The sequence below is a fragment of the Caulobacter sp. GW821-FHT09H08 genome (assembly GCF_059415885.1).
This window is the reverse complement of the sequence record NZ_JBWKOC010000004.1, coordinates 339208-361700: the sequence shown is the minus strand read 5'-3', so window position 1 is coordinate 361700 and position 22493 is coordinate 339208. Positions and strand designations below refer to the sequence as shown.

Annotated in this window: 16 protein-coding genes and 1 pseudogene; 15 read left to right on the top strand and 2 right to left on the bottom strand. The window is 68.0% G+C overall.

Annotated features, from left to right (window positions below):
• Positions 1–227: 227 nt before the first annotated feature.
• Together AC07NN_RS16190 and AC07NN_RS16185 are read left to right on the top strand one after the other, a co-directional pair.
• Positions 228–974 (top strand): annotated as a pseudogene (locus tag AC07NN_RS16190) (Tar ligand binding domain-containing protein); the annotation flags it as partial.
• Positions 975–1373: 399 nt separating this feature from the next.
• Positions 1374–2147 (top strand): methyl-accepting chemotaxis protein, encoded by a 774-nt coding sequence (locus tag AC07NN_RS16185; RefSeq protein WP_494643994.1) that lies wholly within the window; start codon positions 1374–1376, stop codon positions 2145–2147.
• 4 nt (positions 2148–2151) lie between these two features.
• Here AC07NN_RS16185 and AC07NN_RS16180 read toward each other — a convergent pair whose 3' ends face one another.
• Entirely contained in the window at positions 2152–2982 is an 831-nt protein-coding gene (locus AC07NN_RS16180; RefSeq protein WP_494642951.1) for a LytTR family DNA-binding domain-containing protein, read from the bottom strand.
• 62 nt (positions 2983–3044) lie between these two features.
• On the opposite strand from AC07NN_RS16180, the gene AC07NN_RS16175 reads away from it, so the two are divergent.
• From AC07NN_RS16175 to AC07NN_RS16115, 13 genes are all read left to right on the top strand, one after another.
• Positions 3045–3620 carry a DUF2306 domain-containing protein gene (locus AC07NN_RS16175; RefSeq protein ID WP_494642949.1) on the top strand — a complete coding sequence of 192 codons (576 nt, stop codon included), beginning with the start codon at positions 3045–3047 and terminating at the stop codon, positions 3618–3620.
• A gap of 40 nt (positions 3621–3660) precedes the next feature.
• Positions 3661–4098, top strand: a complete 438-nt coding sequence (locus AC07NN_RS16170; RefSeq protein WP_494642947.1) for a DUF2141 domain-containing protein — start codon at positions 3661–3663, stop codon at positions 4096–4098.
• 11 nt (positions 4099–4109) lie between these two features.
• The gene (locus tag AC07NN_RS16165) at positions 4110–5573 is read left to right on the top strand and encodes a carotenoid oxygenase family protein (protein WP_494642945.1); all 1464 of its coding nucleotides are present in this window, start codon (positions 4110–4112) and stop codon (positions 5571–5573) included.
• A 78-nt stretch (positions 5574–5651) separates the two neighbouring features.
• On the top strand, positions 5652–6362 hold the full coding sequence (locus AC07NN_RS16160) for a TetR/AcrR family transcriptional regulator (protein WP_494642943.1): 711 nt from the start codon (positions 5652–5654) through the stop codon (positions 6360–6362).
• A 185-nt stretch (positions 6363–6547) separates the two neighbouring features.
• Positions 6548–8791 (top strand): TonB-dependent receptor, encoded by a 2244-nt coding sequence (locus AC07NN_RS16155; RefSeq protein WP_494642941.1) that lies wholly within the window; start codon positions 6548–6550, stop codon positions 8789–8791.
• Positions 8792–8875: 84 nt separating this feature from the next.
• On the top strand, positions 8876–10204 hold the full coding sequence (locus AC07NN_RS16150; RefSeq protein WP_494642939.1) for a spinster family MFS transporter: 1329 nt from the start codon (positions 8876–8878) through the stop codon (positions 10202–10204).
• Positions 10205–10302: 98 nt separating this feature from the next.
• The gene (locus tag AC07NN_RS16145; protein WP_494642937.1) at positions 10303–13668 is read left to right on the top strand and encodes a glycosyltransferase; all 3366 of its coding nucleotides are present in this window, start codon (positions 10303–10305) and stop codon (positions 13666–13668) included.
• Between the two features lie 55 nt (positions 13669–13723).
• The gene (locus AC07NN_RS16140; protein WP_494642935.1) at positions 13724–14410 is read left to right on the top strand and encodes a hypothetical protein; all 687 of its coding nucleotides are present in this window, start codon (positions 13724–13726) and stop codon (positions 14408–14410) included.
• Positions 14411–14647: 237 nt separating this feature from the next.
• Positions 14648–15847, top strand: coding sequence for an ADP-forming succinate--CoA ligase subunit beta (sucC, locus tag AC07NN_RS16135; RefSeq protein ID WP_494642933.1), 1200 nt, complete (start codon positions 14648–14650; stop codon positions 15845–15847).
• Positions 15847–16731 carry a succinate--CoA ligase subunit alpha gene (gene sucD, locus AC07NN_RS16130; RefSeq protein ID WP_492919711.1) on the top strand — a complete coding sequence of 295 codons (885 nt, stop codon included), beginning with the start codon at positions 15847–15849 and terminating at the stop codon, positions 16729–16731. The genes sucC and sucD overlap by 1 nt, the downstream gene beginning before the upstream one ends.
• Before the next feature lie 280 nt (positions 16732–17011).
• Positions 17012–19975: a 2-oxoglutarate dehydrogenase E1 component gene (locus tag AC07NN_RS16125; RefSeq protein WP_494642930.1), complete on the top strand. Its 2964-nt coding sequence runs from the start codon at positions 17012–17014 to the stop codon at positions 19973–19975.
• Between the two features lie 59 nt (positions 19976–20034).
• On the top strand, positions 20035–21252 hold the full coding sequence (gene odhB, locus AC07NN_RS16120; RefSeq protein ID WP_494642928.1) for a 2-oxoglutarate dehydrogenase complex dihydrolipoyllysine-residue succinyltransferase: 1218 nt from the start codon (positions 20035–20037) through the stop codon (positions 21250–21252).
• Between the two features lie 69 nt (positions 21253–21321).
• Entirely contained in the window at positions 21322–21666 is a 345-nt protein-coding gene (locus AC07NN_RS16115; protein WP_494642926.1) for a DUF3088 family protein, read from the top strand.
• Between the two features lie 115 nt (positions 21667–21781).
• Here the strand turns inward: AC07NN_RS16115 and AC07NN_RS16110 are convergent, their stop codons facing one another.
• Positions 21782–22486 carry an AcvB/VirJ family lysyl-phosphatidylglycerol hydrolase gene (locus AC07NN_RS16110; RefSeq protein ID WP_494642924.1) on the bottom strand — a complete coding sequence of 235 codons (705 nt, stop codon included), beginning with the start codon at positions 22484–22486 and terminating at the stop codon, positions 21782–21784.
• Positions 22487–22493: the final 7 nt, after the last annotated feature.

Genomic DNA, 22493 nt, shown 5'->3' with positions numbered 1-22493 from the left:
TGTCGGTTCTCCGGCATTTCGTCGAGGCGACGGTATGGTTAAGGGGCAAATCTGCCTTGGGGCCTGTTCAAGGATTAGGCAGACCGGAATCCGGGAAAAACGCCGGTTCCTACGCGCGGTTGCGGTGAAGGTTTTGGTTAACAATCGGAGCGCTTCCTCACGATGAACGACGTCAGACCGTCCGGGCACGGGGCGGTCGCGTCGAGGTCATCAGCGGGGGATTTCCTATGACCTGGACCATCAAGGCGAGACTGCTGGCCTGCCTGGCCGCGCTGGGCGTCGGCATGGCCGCCATCGGCCTTTCGGGCTTCGTCGCCAATGGCGTCGCCAACCAGCGCATGCAGTCGGTGATCGCGGATCGCGTCGAGCCGATGCAGCAGCTCAAGGCCGTCAGCGACATGTACGCGGTCAACATCGTCGACAGCGCCCACAAGGCGCGGTCGGGCGAGCTGCCGATGGGCAAGGCCGCCGAGAACGTCGAGGCCGCCCAGTCGGTAATCGCCAAGAACTGGCAGGCTTACGCCGCCACCCAGATGACCCCCGAGGAAAAGGCGCTGGCCGACCAGGTCACCGCCGCCCTGCCGGCCGCCGACGCGACCGTCGAAACGCTGCAGGCTCTGATGAAGGCCAATGACGCGGCCGGCCTCCAGGCCTTTGTCGACGCCAAGCTTTATCCGACCATCGATCCGGTCACCGCCAATGTCGGCGCCCTGGTCGACCTGCAGACCCGCGTGGCCCACGAGGACGGCGCCGCCGCCAAGACCGCGGGGGGAATCGCCACCGCGATCATGGGCTTCATCGCCCTGATCGCCACCGGCCTGATGGTCTTCGCCACCAATGTCGTGATCCGCAAGGTCTCCGCGCCGCTGCGGGCCATGACCGGCGTCATGCGCCGCCTGGCTGACGGCGACAACACCGTGGCGATCCCGGCCGTGGGGCAGAAGGACGAGCTGGGCCAGATGGCCGGCGCCGTCCTGGTCTTCAAGGAAAACGCCATCGCCAAGCTGGCCGCCGATGCCGCCGCCGCCGAGGCCAAGGCCCGCTCGGAAGCCGAGCGCCAGGCCATCGCCGCCAAGGCCATCGCCGAGCAGCAGGAGCTGGTCGTGCAGTCGTTCGGCGTCGGCCTCTCCAGCCTGGCCGCCGGCGACCTGACCTATCGCGTCAATGACGACCTGCCGCCCGAGTACGAAAAGCTGCGCGGCGACTTCAATGCCGCCCTGACCAAGCTGCAGGACACCATGAAGGTGATCATCGGCAACGCCGACGGCATCCGCGCCGGCAGCCGCGAGATCACCAACGCCTCCGACGACATGGCCAAGCGCACCGAGCAGCAAGCGGCTGGTCTGGAAGAGACGGCCGCCGCGCTGGAAGAGATCACCTCGACCGTCAAGCGCACCGCCGAGGGCGCCAAGGAAGCCCGCCGCGTGGTCGGCGTGGCCAAGTCGGACGCCGAGACCGGCGGCGCGGTCGTCGCCGAGGCCATCACCGCCATGGGCGAGATCGAGAAGTCCTCGGCCCAGATCGGCAACATCATCGGGGTGATCGACGAGATCGCCTTCCAGACCAATCTGCTGGCCCTGAACGCCGGCGTCGAGGCGGCGCGCGCCGGTGAAGCCGGTCGTGGCTTCGCGGTCGTCGCCCAGGAAGTTCGGGCCCTGGCCCAGCGCTCGGCGGAAGCGGCCAAGGAGATCAAGGCCCTGATCTCGAACTCGACCCAGCAGGTCGAGTCGGGCGTCGACCTGGTCGGCAAGACCGGCGAGGCCCTGGATCGCATCGTCGCCCAGGTCGGCCAGATCAACGGCGTCGTCGCCGAGATCGCCGCCTCGGCTCAGGAACAGGCCACGGGTCTGGAGCAGGTCAATGTGGCCGTCAACCAGATGGACCAGGCCACTCAGCAGAACGCCGCCATGGTCGAGCAGAGCACGGCCGCCAGCCACGCCCTGTCGCGCGAGGCCGACAACCTGACCCAGCTGATGGGCCAGTTCAGCGTCGGCCAGCAGAACCGCGCCTCGGCCCCGGCCGGTTCGGCCATCGCCCCGCCGCCGGCCGCGCATCGTCCCGCCGCGCCCGCTCCGCGCCCGATGCCGCGTGTCTCGGCCCGCCCGGGCTCGGCCGCGCCGAAGATCGACGAGTGGGAAGAGTTCTAGAGGCCTAGAACCACCCCGCCTCCCGCAACGCCTTCGCATACGCGCGACTGACCGGCGCCGCGACGCCGCCCTTCACCGTCAGGGTCGCCCGGCCGTCGCCGCGCTGGGCGCCCTCGACGGCCGTCTTGGCCACCCACCACGAGCGGTGGGTCTGGGCGCCTTCGATGCCCTCCAGCTCGGCCACGGCGTCCGACAGCCGCATCAGGATCAGGTCCTGGCCGCGCGAGGTGTGCAGGCGCAGATAGTGGTCCTGGGCCTCGACCGCGTAGAGCTCGGCGCCGCGCAGCTTGGGCGGCAGGCGGTCCAGGAAGCGCGCCGGCTGGGCCCCGACCGGGGCGGCATGGGTCTCGGCCGGACGGCGCTGGACCAGGAAGTTCAGGGCGGTCATCGCCACCGTCACGATGAACACCGGCCCCAGATAGAGCGACAGGGTGGCAAGGCGCGGCGCGCCGCCATGGAAGGCCAGCTCGCTGACCAGCCAGACCACGCCCGTGAAGGGCAGGGTGATGCCCAGCACCGTCAGGGCGCCGAAGAGCCAGGGGCGCTCGTCCCCGCGACCTTCGCGGCCGATCAGGTGGCTGACCCCCGTGCCGACCACGGCGCCGGCCAGGCACAGGCCGACCCAATAGACCAGCCGGATCCCCATCGGGGCCTCGTCGCTGCCGAACGCGCCGATCAGCGCCAGGAACACCCCGGCCGCGCCCGACACCATGAAACCGCGCAGGCTTTCCCGCGAAGCCATGACCGTTCGCGAAGCGTGAACGGCGTCGGCCAGCCGTTCGCGAAACGGAGCCGGTGACTGACGCAACGACGATTGAGACACGGGCCCGCCCACTCCACCAAGGCTTTCGACGGCAAGGCGATCCGACGCCCCGCCCGAACCCGGAGTGAAGGAAGATGGCCACCGACGGCAAGTCAATTTCGCAAGGCCCCAAGGGTCTTCTTGCGGATCGCTGGACCGGCCTGCGCAACGCCGCCTTCGGCGTCGGGGCCGCCATGCTGATCGTGGCCGTCGCCTCGCCGACCCTGTTCACGAACGTCACGGCCTTCGCAGAGCGGGTTCAGTTCCAACCGCATGCGCCGGACTTCTCGCGGATCGCGGCGGCGCCGACCGTCGTGAAGGTCCACCTGACCTCGGCCCTCACGGCGCTGATGATCGGCATCGTCCTGATGATGCGCGTGAAGGGCTCGACCCTGCACAAGATGCTGGGCTGGACCTGGGTGCTGGCCATGGGCTCGACGGCGGTCAGCTCGCTGTTCATCCGCGAGATCAATCACGGCGCCTTCAGCTTCATCCACCTGTTGTCCGGCTGGACGATCGTGGGCCTGCCGGGCGCGGTCTACGCCATCAAGCGCGGCAAGGTCGCGACCCATCGCCGGGCCATGACCGGCATGTTCGTGGGCGGCCTGATCCTGGCCGGCCTGTTCGCCTTCATCCCCGGCCGCCTGCTCTGGACCGTGTTCCTGAGCTGAGCCGATCCCTCACCAAACCCCTTCGACAAAGGATTTCCCGATGACCACGCTCCGCACCTTCGGCCTGGCGCTGATCGCCACCGCCGCCCTCGCTTCGGCTGCCCACGCCCAAGAGACTTTCGGCGACCTGACCCTGACCTTCCCGGCGCTGAAGTCGACGCAAGGTAAGGTGATGATCGCCGTGTTCGACAGCGCCCAGGGCTGGGCCTCGGGCAAGCCGGCGCGGGTGGCCATGGCCTCAGCCTCGGACAATCCCGCCGCCGCCAAGATCGTCGCCCTACCGCCGGGGACCTATGCCGTCCGCGCGTTCCAGGACGTCGACGACAACGGCAAGATGGGCACGAACCCGTTCGGCCTGCCGGTCGAGCCCTACGGCTTCTCGCGCGACGCCCAGCCGAACATGGGCCCGCCCAGCTTCGACGCCGCCGCCTTCGAGGTGAAGGCCGGCGCCAACGCCCAAGCCATCCACCTGAAGTAGGAGAAGCATCGATGGACCGGCGCGATTTCCTGCGTGGCGCGACCCTGCTGGGCGGCGCTTCCCTGCTGACTCCGGAGGCCGTCTGGGCGGCGGCTGCTAACGCGAAGGCCGTGGACTGGACCCTGGGTCTGGCCGACGTCGAGGCCGACCTCGCGCCGACCGCCATGACCCGCCTGCACGGCAGCGCCCCGGCCGAGCTGAAGGGGACCCTGTTCCGCAACGGCCCGGCCAAGTTCCGTCGTCCGGGCCGCTCGGTCGGTCACTGGTTCGACGGCGACGGCATGGTCCGGAAGTTCCAGATCGCCGACGGCCATGCGCGGATGAGCGCGCGTTTCGTCGACACCGTGAAGCGCCGCAACGACACGGCCGCCAACGCCGTGATCACGCCCGGCTACGGCACCGCCGCAGGTCCCGGCTCGGCCCTCTCCGGCCCCGACGACGCCAACGCCGCCAACACCTCGGTGCTGATGGCCGGCGGCGAGCTGTGGGCGCTGTGGGAGGGCGGCTCGCCCACGGCGCTGGATCCCGCCACCCTGGAGACGCGGGGCTTCAAGACCCTGCGCCCGGACCTGAAGGGCATGCCGTTCCTGGCCCACCCGCGCGTCCAGCCCGACGGGACGATCTGGAACATCGGTCTGGGCGGCAAGCAGGCGGTGGTCTGGAAGCTGGCCCCGGACGGGACCCTGATGAACGCCGAGATGATCGCCCTGCCGCGCGGCAGCTACATGCACGACTTCACGGCCACCGCGCGCCATCTGGTGCTGGTGCTCCAGCCCTGGGTGCAGGAGCGGATGGTCATGCCGTTCTCGACCTCGATGCAGTGGAAGCCGGAGCTGGGGACCCAGGTCCTGGTGCTGGACAAGGACGACCTCTCCAGGCGCCGGGTGTTCGAGCTGCCGCCGTTCTTCTTCTTCCACCTGGGCGACGCCTGGGAGGAGGCCGACGGGACCATCCGTTTCGACGCCTGTGTCGACGAGGACCCGTCGGGCACGGCGGTCAATGCCGGCCTGCTGCTGCAAGGCCAGCATGTCCGGGCCGCGCCCCCGCGCCGGGCCCTGATCACCCTGCGCGCCGACGGCAAGGGCGCGTTCGCCAGGGAATCGGTCAGCGCCGAGTTCCCGCGCTCGGACCCGCGCTTCGCCGGCCAGGCCCGCCGCTACTCCGTCCACGTCACCAACGAGCGGCCCGACCGGCCACTGTTCCAGAGCGTGGCGGTCCGCGACTGGAAGGCCGACAGCGACCAGGTCTTCGACTTCGGCGCGCGGCATCTGGTCGAGGAGATGGTCTTCGTCCCGCGCCCCGATTCGTCCGAGGAGCTGGACGGCTGGCTGGTCGGCGCGACGCTCAATCTGGACGCCGGGGCGACCGAGTTGCACGTCTTCGACGCCCGCCGCGTGAAGCAAGGCCCGATCGCCGCCTGGCGGGCGCCCGTGGCCCTGCCGGTGACCTTCCACGGGGTGTTCGCGCAGGCCTAGATAACAACGGTCCCTTGCCACGCCCGCCGGGTTGCGCCTATCCGAGGACGGAGCGCAACCACGGCGGGCCCGATCTCCATGACCGCAGCCAAGCCCCCATCCCGCTCCGGAGCCCGTTCCGGCGGGCGGGGCCGTCCGTCCAAGGCCAAGGGCCTGGACCTGAAGGAAACCATCCTCGACGCGGCCGAGGGCCTGTTCGCGCGCCATGGCTTCCACGGCGTGACGACCCGCCAGGTCGCGGCCGAGGCCGGCGTCGACACCGCCCTGATCCACTACTATTTCGGCGCCAAGCGCGAGCTGTTCGACGCGGTGTTCCTGCGTCGGGCCGAGATCCTGAACCAGGCCCGCGAGGCCTCGATGGACGCCTATCTGAGGGCCCATTCGGGGGCCATGACGGTCGAGGGCGTGATCGAGGCCTTCATCGAGCCGCTGCTGCGCATCTCGCAGGACGGCGGGCCCGGCTGGAAGAGCTATTTCGCCCTGGTCGCCCAGGTGAACAACACGCCGGCCTGGGGCGGCGAGACCATGGCCCGGTTCTTCGATCCGGTCGTCCATCGCCTGGTCGAGACCCTGAAGAGCGTGCATCCCCAGGCCGAGTATCGCGACCTCTACTGGTGCTACCAGTTCCTGACCGGATCGATGATGCTGTCGCTGTCCGAGACCGGACGGATCGACTCGCTGTCGGAAGGCGAGTGCCATTCCAGCGACCTGGAGGCGGTCCGCCGCCGCCTGTTCTCGTACTGCGCGGCCGGCTTCGAGGCCGTAATCGCTAAGGCCGGCAGGGTTTAATCCCGCCCCTGACCTTCCGTCCCCGGTTCTTTTTCATCACCTGATGAAAAAAGGCTGGCGTCCGGCGCTGGTTCGGGTGATTGTGATCGCAATTCGCTGTTCGATGAATTGGCGAACCCCGAGCACGCGTCCGCTTCAGACGGATCCGGCTCGGAAGGGCGGAACGCAAGGGGAGGGGAAATCCCATGAAATCAATGTGGAAAGCCGCGCTGCTGGCTGGCGCCGCGTGGAGCACGATCGCTGGCGTCGCGTCGGCGCAACAGGCTCCGGCTGCTGACAATGCGATCTCGGTGGACGAGGTCGTGGTCACGGCCCGCCGTCGCGAGGAAAACCTCAAGGACGTCCCGGTGGCCGTCTCGGCCTTCTCGGCCGAGAAGCTGGAACGCTCGGGCGGCACGGACATCACCGTGCTCTCGCAGACCACCCCGAACATCACGGTGCAGACCGCCCGGGGCTCGAACTCGACCCTGATCAGCTACATCCGCGGCGTGGGCCAGCAGGATCCGCTGTGGGGCTACGAGCCCGGCGTCGGCCTCTATGTCGACGACGTCTACATCTATCGCCCGCAGGGCGCGGTGCTCGACATCTTCGACATCGAGCGCATCGAAGTGCTGCGCGGCCCGCAAGGCACGCTCTACGGCCGCAACACCATCGGCGGCGCCATCAAGTACGTGACCAAGCGCCTGGGCAATGAAGCCGGCTTCAAGGTCAAGGGCGCCTACGGCAGCTACAACCAGACCGACCTGCTGGTCTCGGCCCAGGCGCCGATCGGCGAAACCGGCCTGTCGATCGGCGGTTCGTATGCACGCTACAAGCGTGACGGCTACGGCGAGAACCTGACCACGGGCGCCGAGCACTACAACAAGGACGTCGACGCCCTGCGCCTCAGCGCCGAGTACAAGCCGACCGAGAACCTGTTCTTCCGCCTGGCCTATGACCGCGTCGAGGACAATTCCAACCCGCGTCACGGCCACCGCGAGACCCTGCCGACGGCCGGCAGCTATCCGATCCTGGGCATCTACGACACGCAAGCCGGCCTGGGCGACAAGAACAAGGTGACCACCGACGGCCTGTCGCTGACCGGCCAGTGGGACGTCACCGACAAGGTCACGGTGAAGTCGATCACGGCCCACCGCACGGGTCACACCAAGACCCTGATCGACTTCGACGGCACCCCGCTGCCGACGCTGGACGTCCCCGCGAACTACGACGACGCGTCGCTGTCGCAGGAACTGCAGGCGGTCTATTCGGACGAGAACGTCCAGGGCGTCTTCGGCATCTACTACATGAACAGCCAGGCCTCGGGCGAGTTCGACACCATCGCCGGCAATCTGGGCGTGGCCATCGCCGACGGCGGCAAGGTCGACACCCAGAGCTTCGCGGCCTTCTTCGACTTCAGCGCCAACCTGACCGACCGCTTCAAGGTCTCGCTGGGCGCCCGCGCCACGCGCGATTCCAAGCGCGCCAGCGTCTATCGCTTCTTCTATCTCGGCGCGACGCCGACCCCGTACCAGGGCGGCGCCCAGCGCGCGATCCTGCAGGTGCGGACGAACTACAACGCCGCCAAGACCTTCTCGCAGTTCACGCCGCGCCTCTCGGCCTCGTATGAGCTGAACGACGACCTGACGACCTACGTCTCGTTCTCGAAGGGCTACAAGTCGGGCGGCTGGGACATGCGCGGCGACGCGTTCATCACCCCGCAGACGACCCAGGGCTACAAGCCCGAGGTCGTGAAGACCTACGAGACCGGCCTGAAGGGCTACCTGTTCGAGCGCCGCGTCTCGTTCTCGTCGGCGGCCTTCCTGTCGAAATATACGAACCAGCAGGTCACGACCCAGGTCGTGGTGCCCTCGGGCATCGCCAGCTCGGTCGACAACGCCGGCGCCTCGACCCTGTACGGCGTCGAGTTCGAAGCCAACACCAAGCTGACCGCCAACCTGTCGGCCAATGTCGCCCTCGGCTACATCCACGCCAAGTACGACACCTTCAGCCGCTTCGTGCCGGCCGGTGCGCCCAACCCGCTGAACCCGTCGACCGTGCTGGCGACCGGCCAGGTGATCAACGTCGCCGACCTCTACGGCTTCCAGAACACGCCGGAATGGACGGGCAATGTCAGCCTGACCTGGCGCGGCGAACTGGCGGGCGGCGGCCTGGCGATCACCCCGATGGTCAGCTATCGCGACGCCTACCAGCAGTTCGAGCAGCCGCTGCCGGCCCTGGACCAGAAGGCCTTCACCCTGGTGGACCTGACGGCGATCTGGACGGCCCCGGGCGGCAAGTACAAGCTGGCTCTGACGGGCAAGAACCTGACGAACGAAAAGTACCGCACCGGCGGCTACAACTTCGCCGGGGCGACCTACAACAACTCGGTGATCGGCTTCTACGGTCCGCCGCGCACCTTCGCCGGCTCGATCGAGGTGGCGTTCTAATCTAGGCGACTAGTTGGGCGGGGCTTGCTGCAACAAGCCCCGCCCTTTTTGTATGTGTGCGGGATCGCGTAACGGGGGCGGGCGATGAGCGAGAACGGGACCGAGGCGGCCGCGAAGACGCAGGGCGGGAGCTATCGCTACCTCGTCCTGGCCATGCTGATCCTGGCCTACACCTTCAACTTCCTGGACCGGCAGATCCTCGGCATCCTGGCCAAGCCGATCAAGGACGAGTTCCAGCTCACCGACGCCCAGTTCGGCCTGATGGGCGGTCTGGCCTTCGCCCTGCTCTATACGACTCTGGCCATCCCGATCGCCTGGCTGGCCGACCGTTTCAGCCGCGTCTGGATCATGACTGCCGCCCTGACGCTGTGGAGCGGCTTCACGGCCCTGTGCGGCATGGTCGGCAGCTTCAGTCACCTGTTCCTGGCCCGCATGGGCGTGGGCATCGGCGAGGCGGGCGGCGTGGCCCCGGCCTATTCGCTGATCTCGGACTATTTCCCCAAGCACCAGCGCGCGCGGGCCCTGGCGGCCTACGCTTTCGGGATTCCGCTGGGCACGGCGGCCGGCACCTTGGTCGGCGGCCTGCTGGCCGTGCACTACGGCTGGCGCACGGCCTTCATCGTCGTGGGCCTGCTGGGCGTGCTGCTGGCCCCGATCTTCCGCCTGGTGATGCGCGACCCGCAACGCGGCGGCGCCGACCGCGCGCCCGGCGAGGCGCCGGTCGCCCCGGCGCCCGCCGCGCCGCTGCGCGAGGTGGCCAAGCTGCTGGCCAACAAGCCCAGCTTCTGGCTGCTGGCCCTGGGCGCGGCCAGCTCGTCGGTCTGCGGCTACGGCGTCGCGGCCTGGCTGCCGTCGTTCTTCATGCGCAGTCTGGGCCTGACCCTGGCCCAGACCGCCTGGTACTATTCCGGCATCGCCTTCCTGGGCGGCGTCGCGGGCATCTGGATGGGCGGCGTCATGGCCGATCGCCTGGGCGCCAAGTCCAAGGCCGGCTACCCGCTGACCCCGGCCATCGCCTTCCTGATCTCGGTGCCGTGCTTCCTGCTGGCCATGAACAGCGGCGCGCTGGTCGGCGGCCTGGGCGGGCAAGCCTCGCTGGCCCTGGCCTTCGTGATCTTCCTGATCCCCACGGGCCTGAACCTGGCCTGGCTGGGTCCCATCACGGCGGCCGTGCAGCACCTGGCCCCGGCCCCGATGCGGACCACGGCCTCGGCCCTGTTCCTGCTGATCAACAACCTGCTGGGGATCGCCGTCGGCATCTACTATTTCGGCGCGGTCTCCGACGCCCTGAAGCCCGTGTTCGGCGCGGAGTCGCTGCGCTGGGCGATCTATACCGGCATGGGCTTCTATCTATTGGCGGCGCTGCTCTTCTTCCTGGCCTCGCGCCGTCTGGACCGCGACTGGGTGGACTGAGGCGAACCCACGGTGGGGAGCGGCATTCCGCCGCCCGCCTACCGCCACGCTTCGGTCAAGATCGGGGATCATGAGCCGCCCAAATCGCGAGCGCCGCCATGACCCCCGAAGACCGCCACATCTTCCACGACCCCACGGGCAAGCGTGAGCGGCGGGCCAAGCTGGCCCTCGGGATCGTCATCTCGCTGATCGCCGCGATCGTGGCCGGCTTCGCCGCCACCCTGGCCTTCGCCCCGCGCCTGCCCGACGCGCCGCTGAAGGACCCCCACGTCCTGACCTCGCTGCACCAGGAGACGGTCCGCAAGACGCGGCCGGCCAAGACCTGGCGCCGCGTGCCCCATCCCAAGGTCGCCCCGAACGAGGCCGGCGCCCGGGCGCTGTCGGTCGGCTTCTATGTCCCCTGGGACGAGGACAGCCGCGAGTCCCTGCGCCGCAACATCGACAAGCTGGATGTGATCTCCCCGCAGTGGGTGGCGATCAACGGCGCGTCCGGTGCGATCAGCGTCGTCGACGACCCGCAGGGCGCGGCCCGGATCGCGGCGGCCTCCAGCCGGCTGGCCGTGCTGCCGCTGGTCCACAACTCGGCCAACGCCGCCTTCAACGGACCGCTGGCCGACGCCCTGCTGGCCGATCCCGCCGCGCGCGCCAAGCTGATCGCCAATCTCGAGGCCCTGGCCGCCCAGCGCGGCTTCGGCGGCTATGTCTTCGACTTCGAGGCGCTATCGGCCAAGGGGCTGGCGGCCTATCCGAAGTTCCTCGACGAAGCCCGTGCGGCCTTCAAGGCGACCGGCCGCGAGGTCTGGGTCACCGCCCCGTTCGACGAGGAGGGCTGGCCGCTCAAGCGCCTGCAGCAGAGCGCCGACACCCTGGTGCTGATGGCCTATGACCAGCACTACGCCCTCGGCGATCCCGGGCCGAACGCCGGCCAGGACTGGTACGAGAGCGAGCTGGAGAAGCGCTTTTCCAAGCAGCTCGACCCGAACCGCACGGTGCTGGCGCTCGGCGCCTACGGCTACGACTGGACGCTGAACAAGGACGGCAGCCGCGCCTCGGGGGCGCCCGCCACCTTCCACGAGGCGATGCGCAACGCCCAGGACGCCGGGGCGACGATCCGCATGGACGACGACGCCCTGAACCCGACCTACCAGTACACCGACGACAACGGCGACAACCACGTCGTCTGGTTCCTGGACGCGGTGACCCTGTTCAACCAGGTCAAGGTCTCCGACCCCTGGAAGCCGCGCGGCTACGGCCTGTGGCGAATGGGCATGGAGGATCCGGGCGTCTGGTCGCTGCTGGGCAAGCCTTATGGCCAGGCCTCGCCGGGCGGGCTGACCACGCTCGCCAATGGCCAAGGCGTCGACTTCGACGGCGGCGGCGAGGTGTTGCGGATCGCCCAGCTGCCCACGCCCGGCAAGCGCGGCCTGGAGTTCGATCCCGACACCGGCCTGATCTCGGGCGAGACCTACGACGTCATTCCCTCCAGCTACGTCATCGAGCGCTACGGCCAGAAGAAGGGCCTGGTCGCCCTGACCTTCGACGACGGTCCCGACGGCCGCTGGACGCCGAAGATCCTCGACATCCTCAAGAAGAAGAACGCGCCGGCCACCTTCTTCGTGATCGGCCAGAACATGCAGCGCCGCCCCGACCTGGTGCAGCGTGAAGTGGATGAGGGTCACGACGTCGGTGGCCACAGCTGGACCCACCCCAACATCGCCGAGACGCCGCTGCCGCAGGTGACGGTCGAGTTGAACGCCACCCAGCGCCTGTTCGAGGTGATCACCGGCCGCTCGATGCGCCTGTTCCGCCCGCCGTTCTTCGGCGACGCCGAGCCCTCGACCCCGCACGAGGTGGCCCCGCTCGTGATCGCTCAGACCCTGGGCTACATGACCGTCGGCTTGCGGATCGATCCCGACGACTGGCAGAAGCCGACCCCGCAGCAGATCATCGACCGCACCCTCGACCGTCTCGACAACCCGGGGAACAACCCCGGCCAGGTGGTGCTGCTGCACGACGCCGGCGGCGACCGCAGCCGCACAGTGGCCGCGTTGCCGGGGCTGATCGACCAGATCCGGGCGCGCGGCTATCGCCTGGTTACGGTCGGCGAGCTGGCCGGCATGACCCCGCAGCAGGTGATGCCCCCGACCCAGCGCGACGCGGTGGGGCTGGCCCTGGACCGCCTGGGCTTCGACTTCTTCCGCTGGGCGCAGGCGGCGATGACCTGGCTGTTCGTGGCGGCGATCTTCCTGGGCGTCGCGCGGCTGGTGTTCCTGGCGAGCCTCGCCCTGGTCCATCGCTTCTGGACCCACGAGGAGCCGGCCGACCTCGACAGCGACAATGGTCCCTTGGTCAGCGTCCTGATCCCCTGCTTCAACGAGGAGAAGGTGATCGCCGCCTCCGTGGCGCGGATCCTGGAGAGCGACTGGAAGAACCTGGAGGTCCTGGTTCTGGACGACGGCTCCAAGGACCGCACCGCCCAGGAGGTCCGCGACCACTTCGCCGACGATCCGCGCGTGACGCTGCTGAGCTTCGAGAACGGCGGCAAGGCGCGGGCCGTGAACCGGGGCCTGGCCGTGGCCAGGGGCGAGTTCGTCGTGGCCCTGGACGCCGACACCCTGTTCCCGCCCGAGACAATCGGCCGCCTGGCGCGCTGGTTCCAAGATCCCGACGTCGGCGCCGTGGCCGGCAACGCCATCGTCGGCAATCGCCTGAACATCGTCACCCGCTGGCAGGCCCTGGAATATGTCACCGCCCAGAACCTGGAGCGCCGCGCCCTGTCGGCCTTGGGTGCGGTGACCGTGGTGCCCGGCGCGGTCGGTGCGTGGCGCAAGAGCGTGCTCGATACGCTGGGTGGCTATCCCGCCGACACCCTGGCCGAGGACCAGGACCTGACCATCGCCTGCCAGCGCGCCGGCTGGAAAGTCGCCTTCGATCCCGAGGCCCGCGCCTATACCGAAGCGCCTGACACGGTCGGCGGCCTGCTCAAGCAGCGCTTCCGCTGGTCGTTCGGCACCCTGCAGTGCGTCTGGAAGCACCGCCGGGCGATGTTCTCGACCAAGACCCCGGTGCTGGGCTTCGTGGCCCTGCCGCAGATCTGGCTGTTCCAGATCATCCTGGCCGTCGCCGCGCCGCTGGTGGACCTCGCGGTGGTCTGGAGCCTGGTCAGCGGTCTTTATGGCGCGGTGGCCCACCCGGTGGAGTGGCGGCCCGACGACATGCTGCTGGGCCTGGCCTATTGGGCGGTGTTCATCGCGGTGGACCTCTCGGCCGGCGCCCTGGGCATGGCCCTGGAGAAGCGCGCGCCGTGGGCCGATCTGCCGTTCCTGCCGGTGCAGCGGTTCGGCTATCGCCAGCTGATGTACTACGTCGTGGTCAAGTCGGTGGTCATGGCCATCCGCGGCGGCCGGGTCGGCTGGGGCAAGCTGGAGCGCCGGGCGACGGCGTCGGTCTCCCCGAAGGGTTGAGATAACGCCGATACATGGCAAGCTCCGCCGCGACATAGTGGGGGTGGGGCTCGCCATGAAATCCGTTACTATCGCACTTTCGCTCGCCGTCGGCCTGACGTTGGCTCTTCCCGCCCAGGCCGCCGCGCCGCCCGGGACCGAGAAGGTCAAGCTGTCCGGCAAGAAGGGCCCCAGCCTGTTCCGACCTGGCTTCCAGCTGGGTGAGTACGACGGCAACGCCACGGTGAAGAGCAGCAAGAGCTCGGTCACCGGCATCTTCGAGGGCGACAAGGCCAGCGTCGAGATGACGATCAACGGTCCGGGCCTGGGACCCGTCGAGGTCGCCTGCGGCGGCGGCCAGAGCCGTCTGGGCCTGGGCTGGATCACCTTCGACCGCGACAAGCTGCAGTTCGTCTGCACGCTTTCCGGGCCGGGCGCGGGCTCGGACGCGACCTTCGGGCTGGCTCAGGCGCGGGGCTCCAGCTTCATGAAAAGCCTGCAGCAGCCGCAGCGCGCGGGCGAGCTGCGCTTCGGCGGCGTGAGCATCCGGGCGCGCACCGAGCAAGTCGGCGGAATGCCGATCGGCGGCGGCCAGGTGCTGGGCTATGTGTTCAGCAAGGACGGCGTGGACGTGGGCGCGGTGGACATCAGCGGTCTGCAGCCGACGGCCTATCTGCCGCCGAAGGGCTCGAAGGATCGGGACGCGGTGGCAACGTTGTCATTGATCCTGATCTTCTTCAAAGACCCCGGGCGCCAAAGATAACGGCGGTCTCGACACCGGTGGCGCCCGTTTTCACGGCAAAGGGTGTGACCGGTAACAATCACGCTACGTCAAGGGTTTCCCTTGCCAGGGCGCCCCAGATTGGCTGGCGCGAGCGTCCCAACCGATAAGATAAGCGCGCAAGCCTTCACCTTATCGCCCTCACGCGGTTGCGCCTGCGAAATAGCGCTCCTATAACCCGGCCACATTTCAGAAAGCCGTCGTCGAGACCGGGCCCACATGAACATCCACGAACATCAAGCCAAAGCCGTACTCGCCGAGTTCGGCGCTCCCGTGCCGCGCGGCTTCGCCGCCTACACGCCCGCCGAAGCCGCGGAAGCCGCCGAAAAGCTCGGCACGCCCGTCTTCGTCGTGAAGAGCCAGATCCACGCCGGTGGCCGTGGCAAGGGCAAGTTCGAGGGCCTGGGCCCCGACGCCAAGGGCGGCGTCCGCGTCGTCAAGTCGGTCGAGGACGTCCGCACCAACGCCGAGGAAATGCTCGGCCGCGTGCTGGTGACCCACCAGACGGGCCCCAAGGGCAAGCAGGTCAACCGCCTCTACATCGAAGAAGGCGCGGCGATCGCCAAGGAATTCTACCTGTCGCTGCTGGTTGACCGCGCTTCGAGCAAGGTCTCGGTGGTCGCTTCGACCGAAGGCGGCATGGACATCGAAGAGGTCGCCCACGCGACCCCGGAGAAGATCCACACCTTCACCATCGACCCGGCGACCGGCGTGTGGCCGACCCACCAGCGCGCCCTGGCCAACGCCCTGGGCCTGACCGGTGGTCTCGCCAAGGAAGCCGCCACGCTGCTGAACCAGCTCTATACGGCGTTCATGGCCAAGGACATGGCCATGCTGGAGATCAACCCGCTGATCGTGACGGCGGATGATCACCTGCGCGTCCTCGACGCCAAGCTGTCGTTCGACGGCAACAGCCTGTTCCGTCACCCGGACATCAAGGCGCTGCGCGACGAGAGCGAAGAAGACCCCAAGGAAATCGAAGCCTCGAAGTACGACCTGGCCTATATCGCCCTCGACGGCGAAATCGGCTGCATGGTCAACGGCGCTGGCCTGGCCATGGCCACCATGGACATCATCAAGCTGTACGGCGCCGAGCCGGCCAACTTCCTGGATGTCGGCGGCGGCGCTTCGAAGGAGAAGGTCACCGCGGCCTTCAAGATCATCACCGCCGATCCGGCCGTGAAGGGCATCCTGGTCAACATCTTCGGCGGCATCATGCGCTGCGACATCATCGCTGAAGGCGTCATCGCCGCCGTGAAGGAAGTCGGTCTCCAGGTTCCGCTGGTCGTCCGCCTGGAAGGCACCAACGTCGAACTCGGCAAGAAAATCATCTCGGAAAGCGGCCTGAACGTCATCGCCGCCAACGATCTGTCTGACGGCGCCGAGAAGATCGTCGCCGCTGTGAAGGGCGCCCGTTAATGTCGGTTCTGATCGGTTCGCACACCAAGGTCATCTGCCAGGGCATCACCGGCGCTCAAGGCACCTTCCACTCGGAACAGGCCATCGCCTACGGCACCAAGATGGTCGGCGGCGTCACGCCCGGTAAGGGCGGCCAGACCCACATCGGTCTGCCGGTGTTCAACACCGTCGCCGAAGCCAAGGACCGCACCGGCGCCGACGCCTCGGTGATCTACGTCCCGCCGCCCTTCGCGGCCGACTCGATCCTGGAAGCCATCGACGCCGAGATCCCGCTGATCATCTGCATCACCGAAGGCATCCCGGTGCTGGACATGGTCAAGGTGAAGAAGGCTCTGGCCGGTTCGCGTTCGCGCCTGATCGGCCCGAACTGCCCGGGCGTCCTGACGCCCAACCAGTGCAAGATCGGCATCATGCCGGGCGGCATCTTCTCGGAAGGCTCGGTCGGCGTCGTGTCGCGTTCGGGCACCCTGACGTACGAAGCCGTGTTCCAGACGACCAACGCGGGCCTTGGCCAGACGACGGCCGTCGGCATCGGCGGCGACCCGGTCAAGGGCACCGAGTTCATCGACGTGCTGGAACTGTTCCTGGCCGACGAAGCCACCAAGTCGATCGTCATGATCGGTGAAATCGGCGGCTCGGCCGAAGAAGAAGCGGCCCAGTTCCTGAAGGACGAAGCCAAGCGCGGCCGCAAGAAGCCCATGGTCGGCTTCATCGCCGGTCGTACGGCTCCTCCTGGTCGTCACATGGGCCACGCCGGCGCGATCGTGTCGGGCGGCAAGGGCGGCGCCGAGGACAAGATCGCGGCGATGGAAGAGGCGGGCATCCGTGTCTCGCCTTCGCCGGCCAAGCTGGGCGAGACCCTGCTTGAAGTCCTGAAGGGCTAACTAAAAGACACCGAAACCCCGCCTCGCGCGGGGCCCAGGTTTTTTGCGACCGCCAGTCGACGATCCGAAAAAATCACCTGGGCCCCGCCAACGCGACGGGCGCTCGGGTGATTGAGAGACTATATTTACGGGGTGTGCGGTAGCGCTCCCGTAGAGCACCGGACGAGAACGTGGCAGTCGAAAGTGGAAGCCGGTTTCGGCGACCGCCACGTTCTCCTAAAAAACGAGCCTGCTGTCCCTTTCGGACGGATCCGAAAGGGCAGGCTCTGAGGCGAAAACGATGGCGGACGACGCAGGCATTATCAACCAGGTCTTGACCGAGACCAGCTTCCTCTACGGCGCCAATGCAGCGTTCGTGGAAGACCTCTACGCCCAGTGGGCGGAGAGCCCCGGATCGGTCGATCCCTCGTGGAACGCCTTCTTCGCCAGCCTGCAGGAGCAGGCCGACAGCGTTAAGCGCGCGGCGCAAGATCCCGCCTGGACGCCCAAGAAGGTCCCCAGCGTCCGTCCGGACTGGCTGTCGGCCCTGGACGGCCAGTGGGCCAGCGTCGCCCCCGCCGTCGAAGCCAAGGTCGCCAAGGCGATCGAGGGCAAGGCCCCCGGCTCCTCCGCCGAAGCCGTCCGCGCCGCCACGCTGGACAGCCTGCGCGCCATCATGATGATCCGAGCCTACCGGATGCGCGGCCACCTGGCCGCCAACCTCGACCCGCTGGGCCTGGATCCGCCGAAGGACGCCAGCGAGCTGGATCCGGCGACCTACGGCTTCGCCGAGGCCGACTACGACCGTCCGATCTTCCTCGACTTCGTGCTGGGCCTGGAGACCGCTTCGGTCCGCGAGATCCTGTCGATCGTCCGTCGCACCTACTGCGGCAATGTCGGCGTGCAGTACATGCACATCTCCGATCCGTCGGAGAAGGCCTGGCTTCAGGAGCGCATCGAGGGCCGCGACAAGGAAATCACCTTCTCCAAGGAAGGTAAGGTCGCGATCCTGAAGAAGCTGATCGAGGCCGAGGGCTTCGAACGCTTCCTGCACAAGCGCTTCCCGGGCACCAAGCGCTTCGGCCTGGACGGCGGCGAAGCCATGGTCCCGGCCATGGAGCAGATCATCAAGCGCGGCGGCGCTCTGGGCGTGAAGGACATCGTCCTGGGCATGCCCCACCGTGGCCGCCTGAACGTGCTGGCCGCCGTGATGGGCAAGCCCTACCACGTGATCTTCCACGAATTCCAAGGCGGCTCGTCGGTTCCCTCGGACATCGAGGGCTCGGGCGACGTCAAGTATCACATGGGCGCCTCCTCGGACCGTGAGTTCGACGACAACAAGGTCCACCTGTCGCTGACGGCCAACCCGTCGCACCTGGAAATCGTCAACCCGGTCGTGATCGGCAAGGCTCGCGCCAAGCAGGCCTTCGTCCTGCGCGAGCAGCCGGACGCCGGCCGTGGCCACGTCCTGCCGCTGCTGCTGCACGGCGACGCCGCCTTCGCCGGCCAGGGCGTGGTGGCCGAGTGCTTCACCCTGTCGGGCCTGCGCGGCTACCGCACGGGCGGCACCATCCACTTCATCGTCAACAACCAGATCGGCTTCACGACCAGCCCGCGTTACTCGCGCTCGTCGCCGTACCCCAGCGACATGGCGCTGATGGTCGAGGCCCCGATCTTCCACGTGAACGGCGACGACCCGGAAGCGGTCGTGTTCGCCTCGAAGGTCGCGACCGAGTACCGCCAGAAGTTCGGCAAGGACGTCGTCATCGACATGGTCTGCTACCGTCGCTTCGGTCACAACGAAGGCGACGATCCGACCATGACCTCGCCGGTCATGTACGCGAAGATCAAGGGTCACCCGCCGACCCGTGAACTGTACGCCAACCGCCTGATCGGCGAGGGCGTCATTAGCCAGGGCGAGTCCGACGGCTGGGTCGTCGAGTTCGAGAAGTTCCTCGATCAGGAATTCGACGCCGGCAAGGCCTACAAGGCCAACAAGGCCGACTGGCTGGACGGCAAGTGGGCCGGCCTGACCCTGCCGGGCGACGAGGATCGTCGCGGCAAGACGGCCTTCCCGAAGACCCGCCTGCTGGAGCTGGGCCGTCAGATCACCACGATCCCGGAACGCATCGACGCCCACAAGACCGTCCGCCGCGCCATCGAGAACCGCCGCGACGCGTTCGAGAAGGGTGAAGGCATCGACTGGGGCGCGGCCGAGCACCTGGCCTTCGCCACCCTGCTCGACGAGGGCATCCCGGTCCGCCTGTCGGGCCAGGACTCGGTGCGCGGCACCTTCACCCAGCGCCATTCGGACGTCATCGATCAGACGACCGAAGAGCATTACACGATGCTCAACAACATCCGTCCGGGCCAGGCGCACTATGAAGTGATCGACTCGGCGCTGTCGGAAGAGGCGGTGCTGGGCTTCGAATACGGCTTCTCGCTGGCCGACCCGAACACCCTGACCCTGTGGGAAGGCCAGTTCGGCGACTTCGTGAACGGCGCCCAGGTGGTCATCGACCAGTTCATCAGCTCGGGCGAGCGCAAGTGGCTGCGGATGAGCGGTCTCGTGATGCTGCTGCCGCACGGCTACGAAGGCCAGGGTCCCGAGCACAGCTCGGCGCGCCTCGAGCGCTTCCTGCAGTCGTGCGCGGAAGACAACATGCAGGTCGTCAACTGCACGACGCCGGCGAACTACTTCCACGCCCTGCGTCGTCAGATGCACCGCGAGTTCCGCAAGCCGCTGATCGTCATGGCCCCCAAGAGCCTGCTGCGCCACAAGCGCGCCGTCTCGAACATCTCCGACTTCGCCGAAGGCTCGACCTTCCACCGCGTGATGGTGGACGGCGCCGAGGCTGGTTGCGACGTCGGCGGGATCACGCTGAAGAGCGACGATCAGATCAAGCGCGTCATCGTCTGCTCGGGCAAGGTCTACTTCGACCTGGTCGACCAGCGCGCCAAGCTGGGCCGTGACGACGTCTACCTGCTGCGTCTGGAACAGTTCTATCCGTGGCCGATGAAGTCGCTGATGGGCGTGCTCGGTCGATTCAAGAACGCCGACCTGATCTGGTGTCAGGAAGAGCCCAAGAACATGGGTGGCTGGACCTTCGTCGATCCGTGGATCGAGCTGACGCTCGACAAGCTGGACATCAAGGCCAAGCGCGCCAAGTACGTGGGTCGTCCCGCCTCGGCCTCCACGGCCGCCGGTTTGATGAGCCGCCACCTGAAAGAGCTTGAGACCTTCCTCAACGAGGCCTTCGCGTAAGCGTCGGACTTCGTCTTTAATACTCGCCGGACCAAACAAGAGAGACATCGGAAAGCCCCATGGCCGACATCAATACGCCCGCCCTCGGCGAATCCGTCACCGAAGCCACGGTGGCGCGCTGGACCAAGAAGGTCGGCGAGGCCGTGAAGAAGGACGAGATCCTCGTCGAGCTGGAAACCGACAAGGTTTCGCTGGAAGTGGCTTCGCCGGCCGACGGCGTGCTCTCGGCCATCGGCGCCGACGAAGGCGCGACGGTCGTTCCGGGTACGGTCTTGGGCGTGGTGACCGAAGGCGCGACCGCCTCGGCCGCTCCGGCCGCTGCTCCGGCTCCGAAGGCTGAAGCGCCGAAGCCGGCTCCGGCGCCCGCCGCTGCTCCGGCCCCGGCTGCTGCTCCCGCCGCCGCCCCGGTCAGCCCGGCTCCGGCCCGCATCGCCGCCGAGACGGGCCTGGACCTGTCGAAGGTCGCGGGCACCGGCAAGGACGGTCGCGTGACCAAGGGCGACGCGCTCGCCGCCCTGGAAGCCCGCTCGGCCGCTCCGGCCCCGGCCGCCGCCCCGTCGGCGCCGCGTCCGCTGCACGAGCGCGAAGAGCGCGTGAAGATGACGCGCCTGCGTCAGACGATCGCTCGTCGCCTGAAGGAAGCCCAGAACACCGCCGCCATGCTGACGACCTTCAACGAGGTCGACATGAGCGCCGTGATGGCTCTGCGCAGCCAGTACAAGGACGTCTTCGAAAAGCGCCACGGCGTGAAGCTGGGCTTCATGTCCTTCTTCACCAAGGCCGTCGTCGCGGCCCTGAAGGCGATCCCGGACGTCAACGCCGAGATCGACGGCACGGACATCGTCTACAAGAACCACTACGACATCGGCGTCGCCGTCGGCACCGACAAGGGCCTGGTGGTTCCGGTCGTCCGTGACGCCGACGCGCTGAACCTGGCCGAGATCGAAAAGGCCATCGGCGTCCTGGGCAAGAAGGCTCGCGACGGCCAGCTGTCCATCGAGGACATGCAGGGCGGCACCTTCACGATCACCAACGGCGGCATCTACGGCTCGCTGATGTCGACGCCGATCCTGAACGCGCCGCAGTCGGGCATCCTGGGCATGCACGCGATCAAGGAACGCGCCATGGTCGTCAACGGCAAGATCGAGATCCGCCCGATGATGTACCTGGCCCTGTCCTACGACCACCGCGTCGTCGACGGCGCCGGCGCCGTGACCTTCCTCGTGAAGGTCAAGGAAGCCCTGGAAGATCCGCAGCGCCTGCTGCTGGACCTCTAAGACCTACAGAAGCTCTGCTTCCCGCGGCCCCGGTTCACGCCGGGGCCGTTTGCGTTTACGGAGACCGCCATGGCCAAGGACACGCTCTACCTGCTGCCGATGGGCTTCGACAAAGAAGGCCAGCAGCGGTTCTGCCCCGACTGCGCGATGATGGAAGGCTATCTGGCGCGGTACCCGCAGCTGCGCGAGGCGCTGGAGATCGTCCGCGTCGATTACCCCAAGCCGCGCCCTGCCTTGGTCGAGCGCCTGGGCGAAGAGCACCAGAACGCCCCGACCCTGATCCTGGCGCAAGCCGCGCCGGACGAGGGCCCGCACGGCGAGATCCAGATGGCCAACGGGCTGAGCTTCCTGTCGGACGCCCGTCCGATCACCCGCTGGCTGGCCGACAGGTACGACCTAGCCGCGCCGCTCTAGAGGGGCTGTGCGTCGTCCTTGCCCTTCGACAGGCTCAGGGTGAGGATGATCGCCGACGCTCGAACAGAAACCTCACCCTGAGCTTGTCGAAAGGGCGAGGTTTCGGCTCCAGCGCCTAGAGACTGGCCTTCAGCACCGCCGCCGCCAGAGCCGCGTAGTCGCGGTTGAAGTGGTGGTCGCCAGGCAGGCGGACCTTGGCCACGCGGGCGTCGGGCAGGGTGGGGCAGATGTCCTCCCGCTCCTGGTCGCCATAGACGCAGGTGACCTTCATTCCCGACATCTTGAGCCCGGAAAGGGCGTCGATCGCCGGCCGCACCGGGAAGGAGTCCGACGCCGCCAGGTTCAGCCAACTGACCGGATGGAACTGCAGGTCGCCGTTGGGTCCGGTTCCGATCAGCACCAGGCGGCTGACATGGGCGCGGACATCGGCCGGCAGCTGCGGGATGATCGCCGGCAGGGCGTCGGCCCCGAACGAATAGCCGATCAGCACCACGTTCTTGCGGCCCCAGGTCGCCTCGTACGCCCGAAGCGCGATGGCCAGGTCCTGGGCCGCGCCGGCGGCGGTGCGCCGGGTGCGGAAATAGGTGAGCGAGTCGACGCCGACCGTCGGCACGCCGTTGTCGGCCAGGTGCTGGGCCACCTGCTGGTCGATGGCCCGCCAGCCGCCATCGCCCGAATAGAACACCGCCAGGGTGTCGCCGGCCTTGCCGCTGGCGATCGGGATCTGTGTGGCCGCCGGCGCGGGCGTCCCACCGGCGCTCAAGGCGAGAGCGGCGAATGGCGCGGCTAGGGCCGACAGCAGGCGGACGCGCGAGGTCATAAGGCTA

Excerpts from the sequence above, each read along its gene's own strand:
- AC07NN_RS16175 (WP_494642949.1), top strand. The coding sequence starts at position 3,045 with ATGGCCACCGACGGCAAGTCAATTTCGCAAGGCCCCAAGGGTCTTCTT.
- AC07NN_RS16170 (WP_494642947.1), top strand. The coding sequence starts at position 3,661 with ATGACCACGCTCCGCACCTTCGGCCTGGCGCTGATCGCCACCGCCGCC.
- AC07NN_RS16165 (WP_494642945.1), top strand. The coding sequence starts at position 4,110 with ATGGACCGGCGCGATTTCCTGCGTGGCGCGACCCTGCTGGGCGGCGCT.
- AC07NN_RS16160 (WP_494642943.1), top strand. The coding sequence starts at position 5,652 with ATGACCGCAGCCAAGCCCCCATCCCGCTCCGGAGCCCGTTCCGGCGGG.
- AC07NN_RS16155 (WP_494642941.1), top strand. The coding sequence starts at position 6,548 with ATGAAATCAATGTGGAAAGCCGCGCTGCTGGCTGGCGCCGCGTGGAGC.
- AC07NN_RS16150 (WP_494642939.1), top strand. The coding sequence starts at position 8,876 with ATGAGCGAGAACGGGACCGAGGCGGCCGCGAAGACGCAGGGCGGGAGC.
- AC07NN_RS16145 (WP_494642937.1), top strand. The coding sequence starts at position 10,303 with ATGACCCCCGAAGACCGCCACATCTTCCACGACCCCACGGGCAAGCGT.
- AC07NN_RS16140 (WP_494642935.1), top strand. The coding sequence starts at position 13,724 with ATGAAATCCGTTACTATCGCACTTTCGCTCGCCGTCGGCCTGACGTTG.
- sucC (WP_494642933.1), top strand. The coding sequence starts at position 14,648 with ATGAACATCCACGAACATCAAGCCAAAGCCGTACTCGCCGAGTTCGGC.
- sucD (WP_492919711.1), top strand. The coding sequence starts at position 15,847 with ATGTCGGTTCTGATCGGTTCGCACACCAAGGTCATCTGCCAGGGCATC.
- AC07NN_RS16125 (WP_494642930.1), top strand. The coding sequence starts at position 17,012 with ATGGCGGACGACGCAGGCATTATCAACCAGGTCTTGACCGAGACCAGC.
- odhB (WP_494642928.1), top strand. The coding sequence starts at position 20,035 with ATGGCCGACATCAATACGCCCGCCCTCGGCGAATCCGTCACCGAAGCC.
- AC07NN_RS16115 (WP_494642926.1), top strand. The coding sequence starts at position 21,322 with ATGGCCAAGGACACGCTCTACCTGCTGCCGATGGGCTTCGACAAAGAA.
- AC07NN_RS16110 (WP_494642924.1), bottom strand. The coding sequence starts at position 22,486 with ATGACCTCGCGCGTCCGCCTGCTGTCGGCCCTAGCCGCGCCATTCGCC.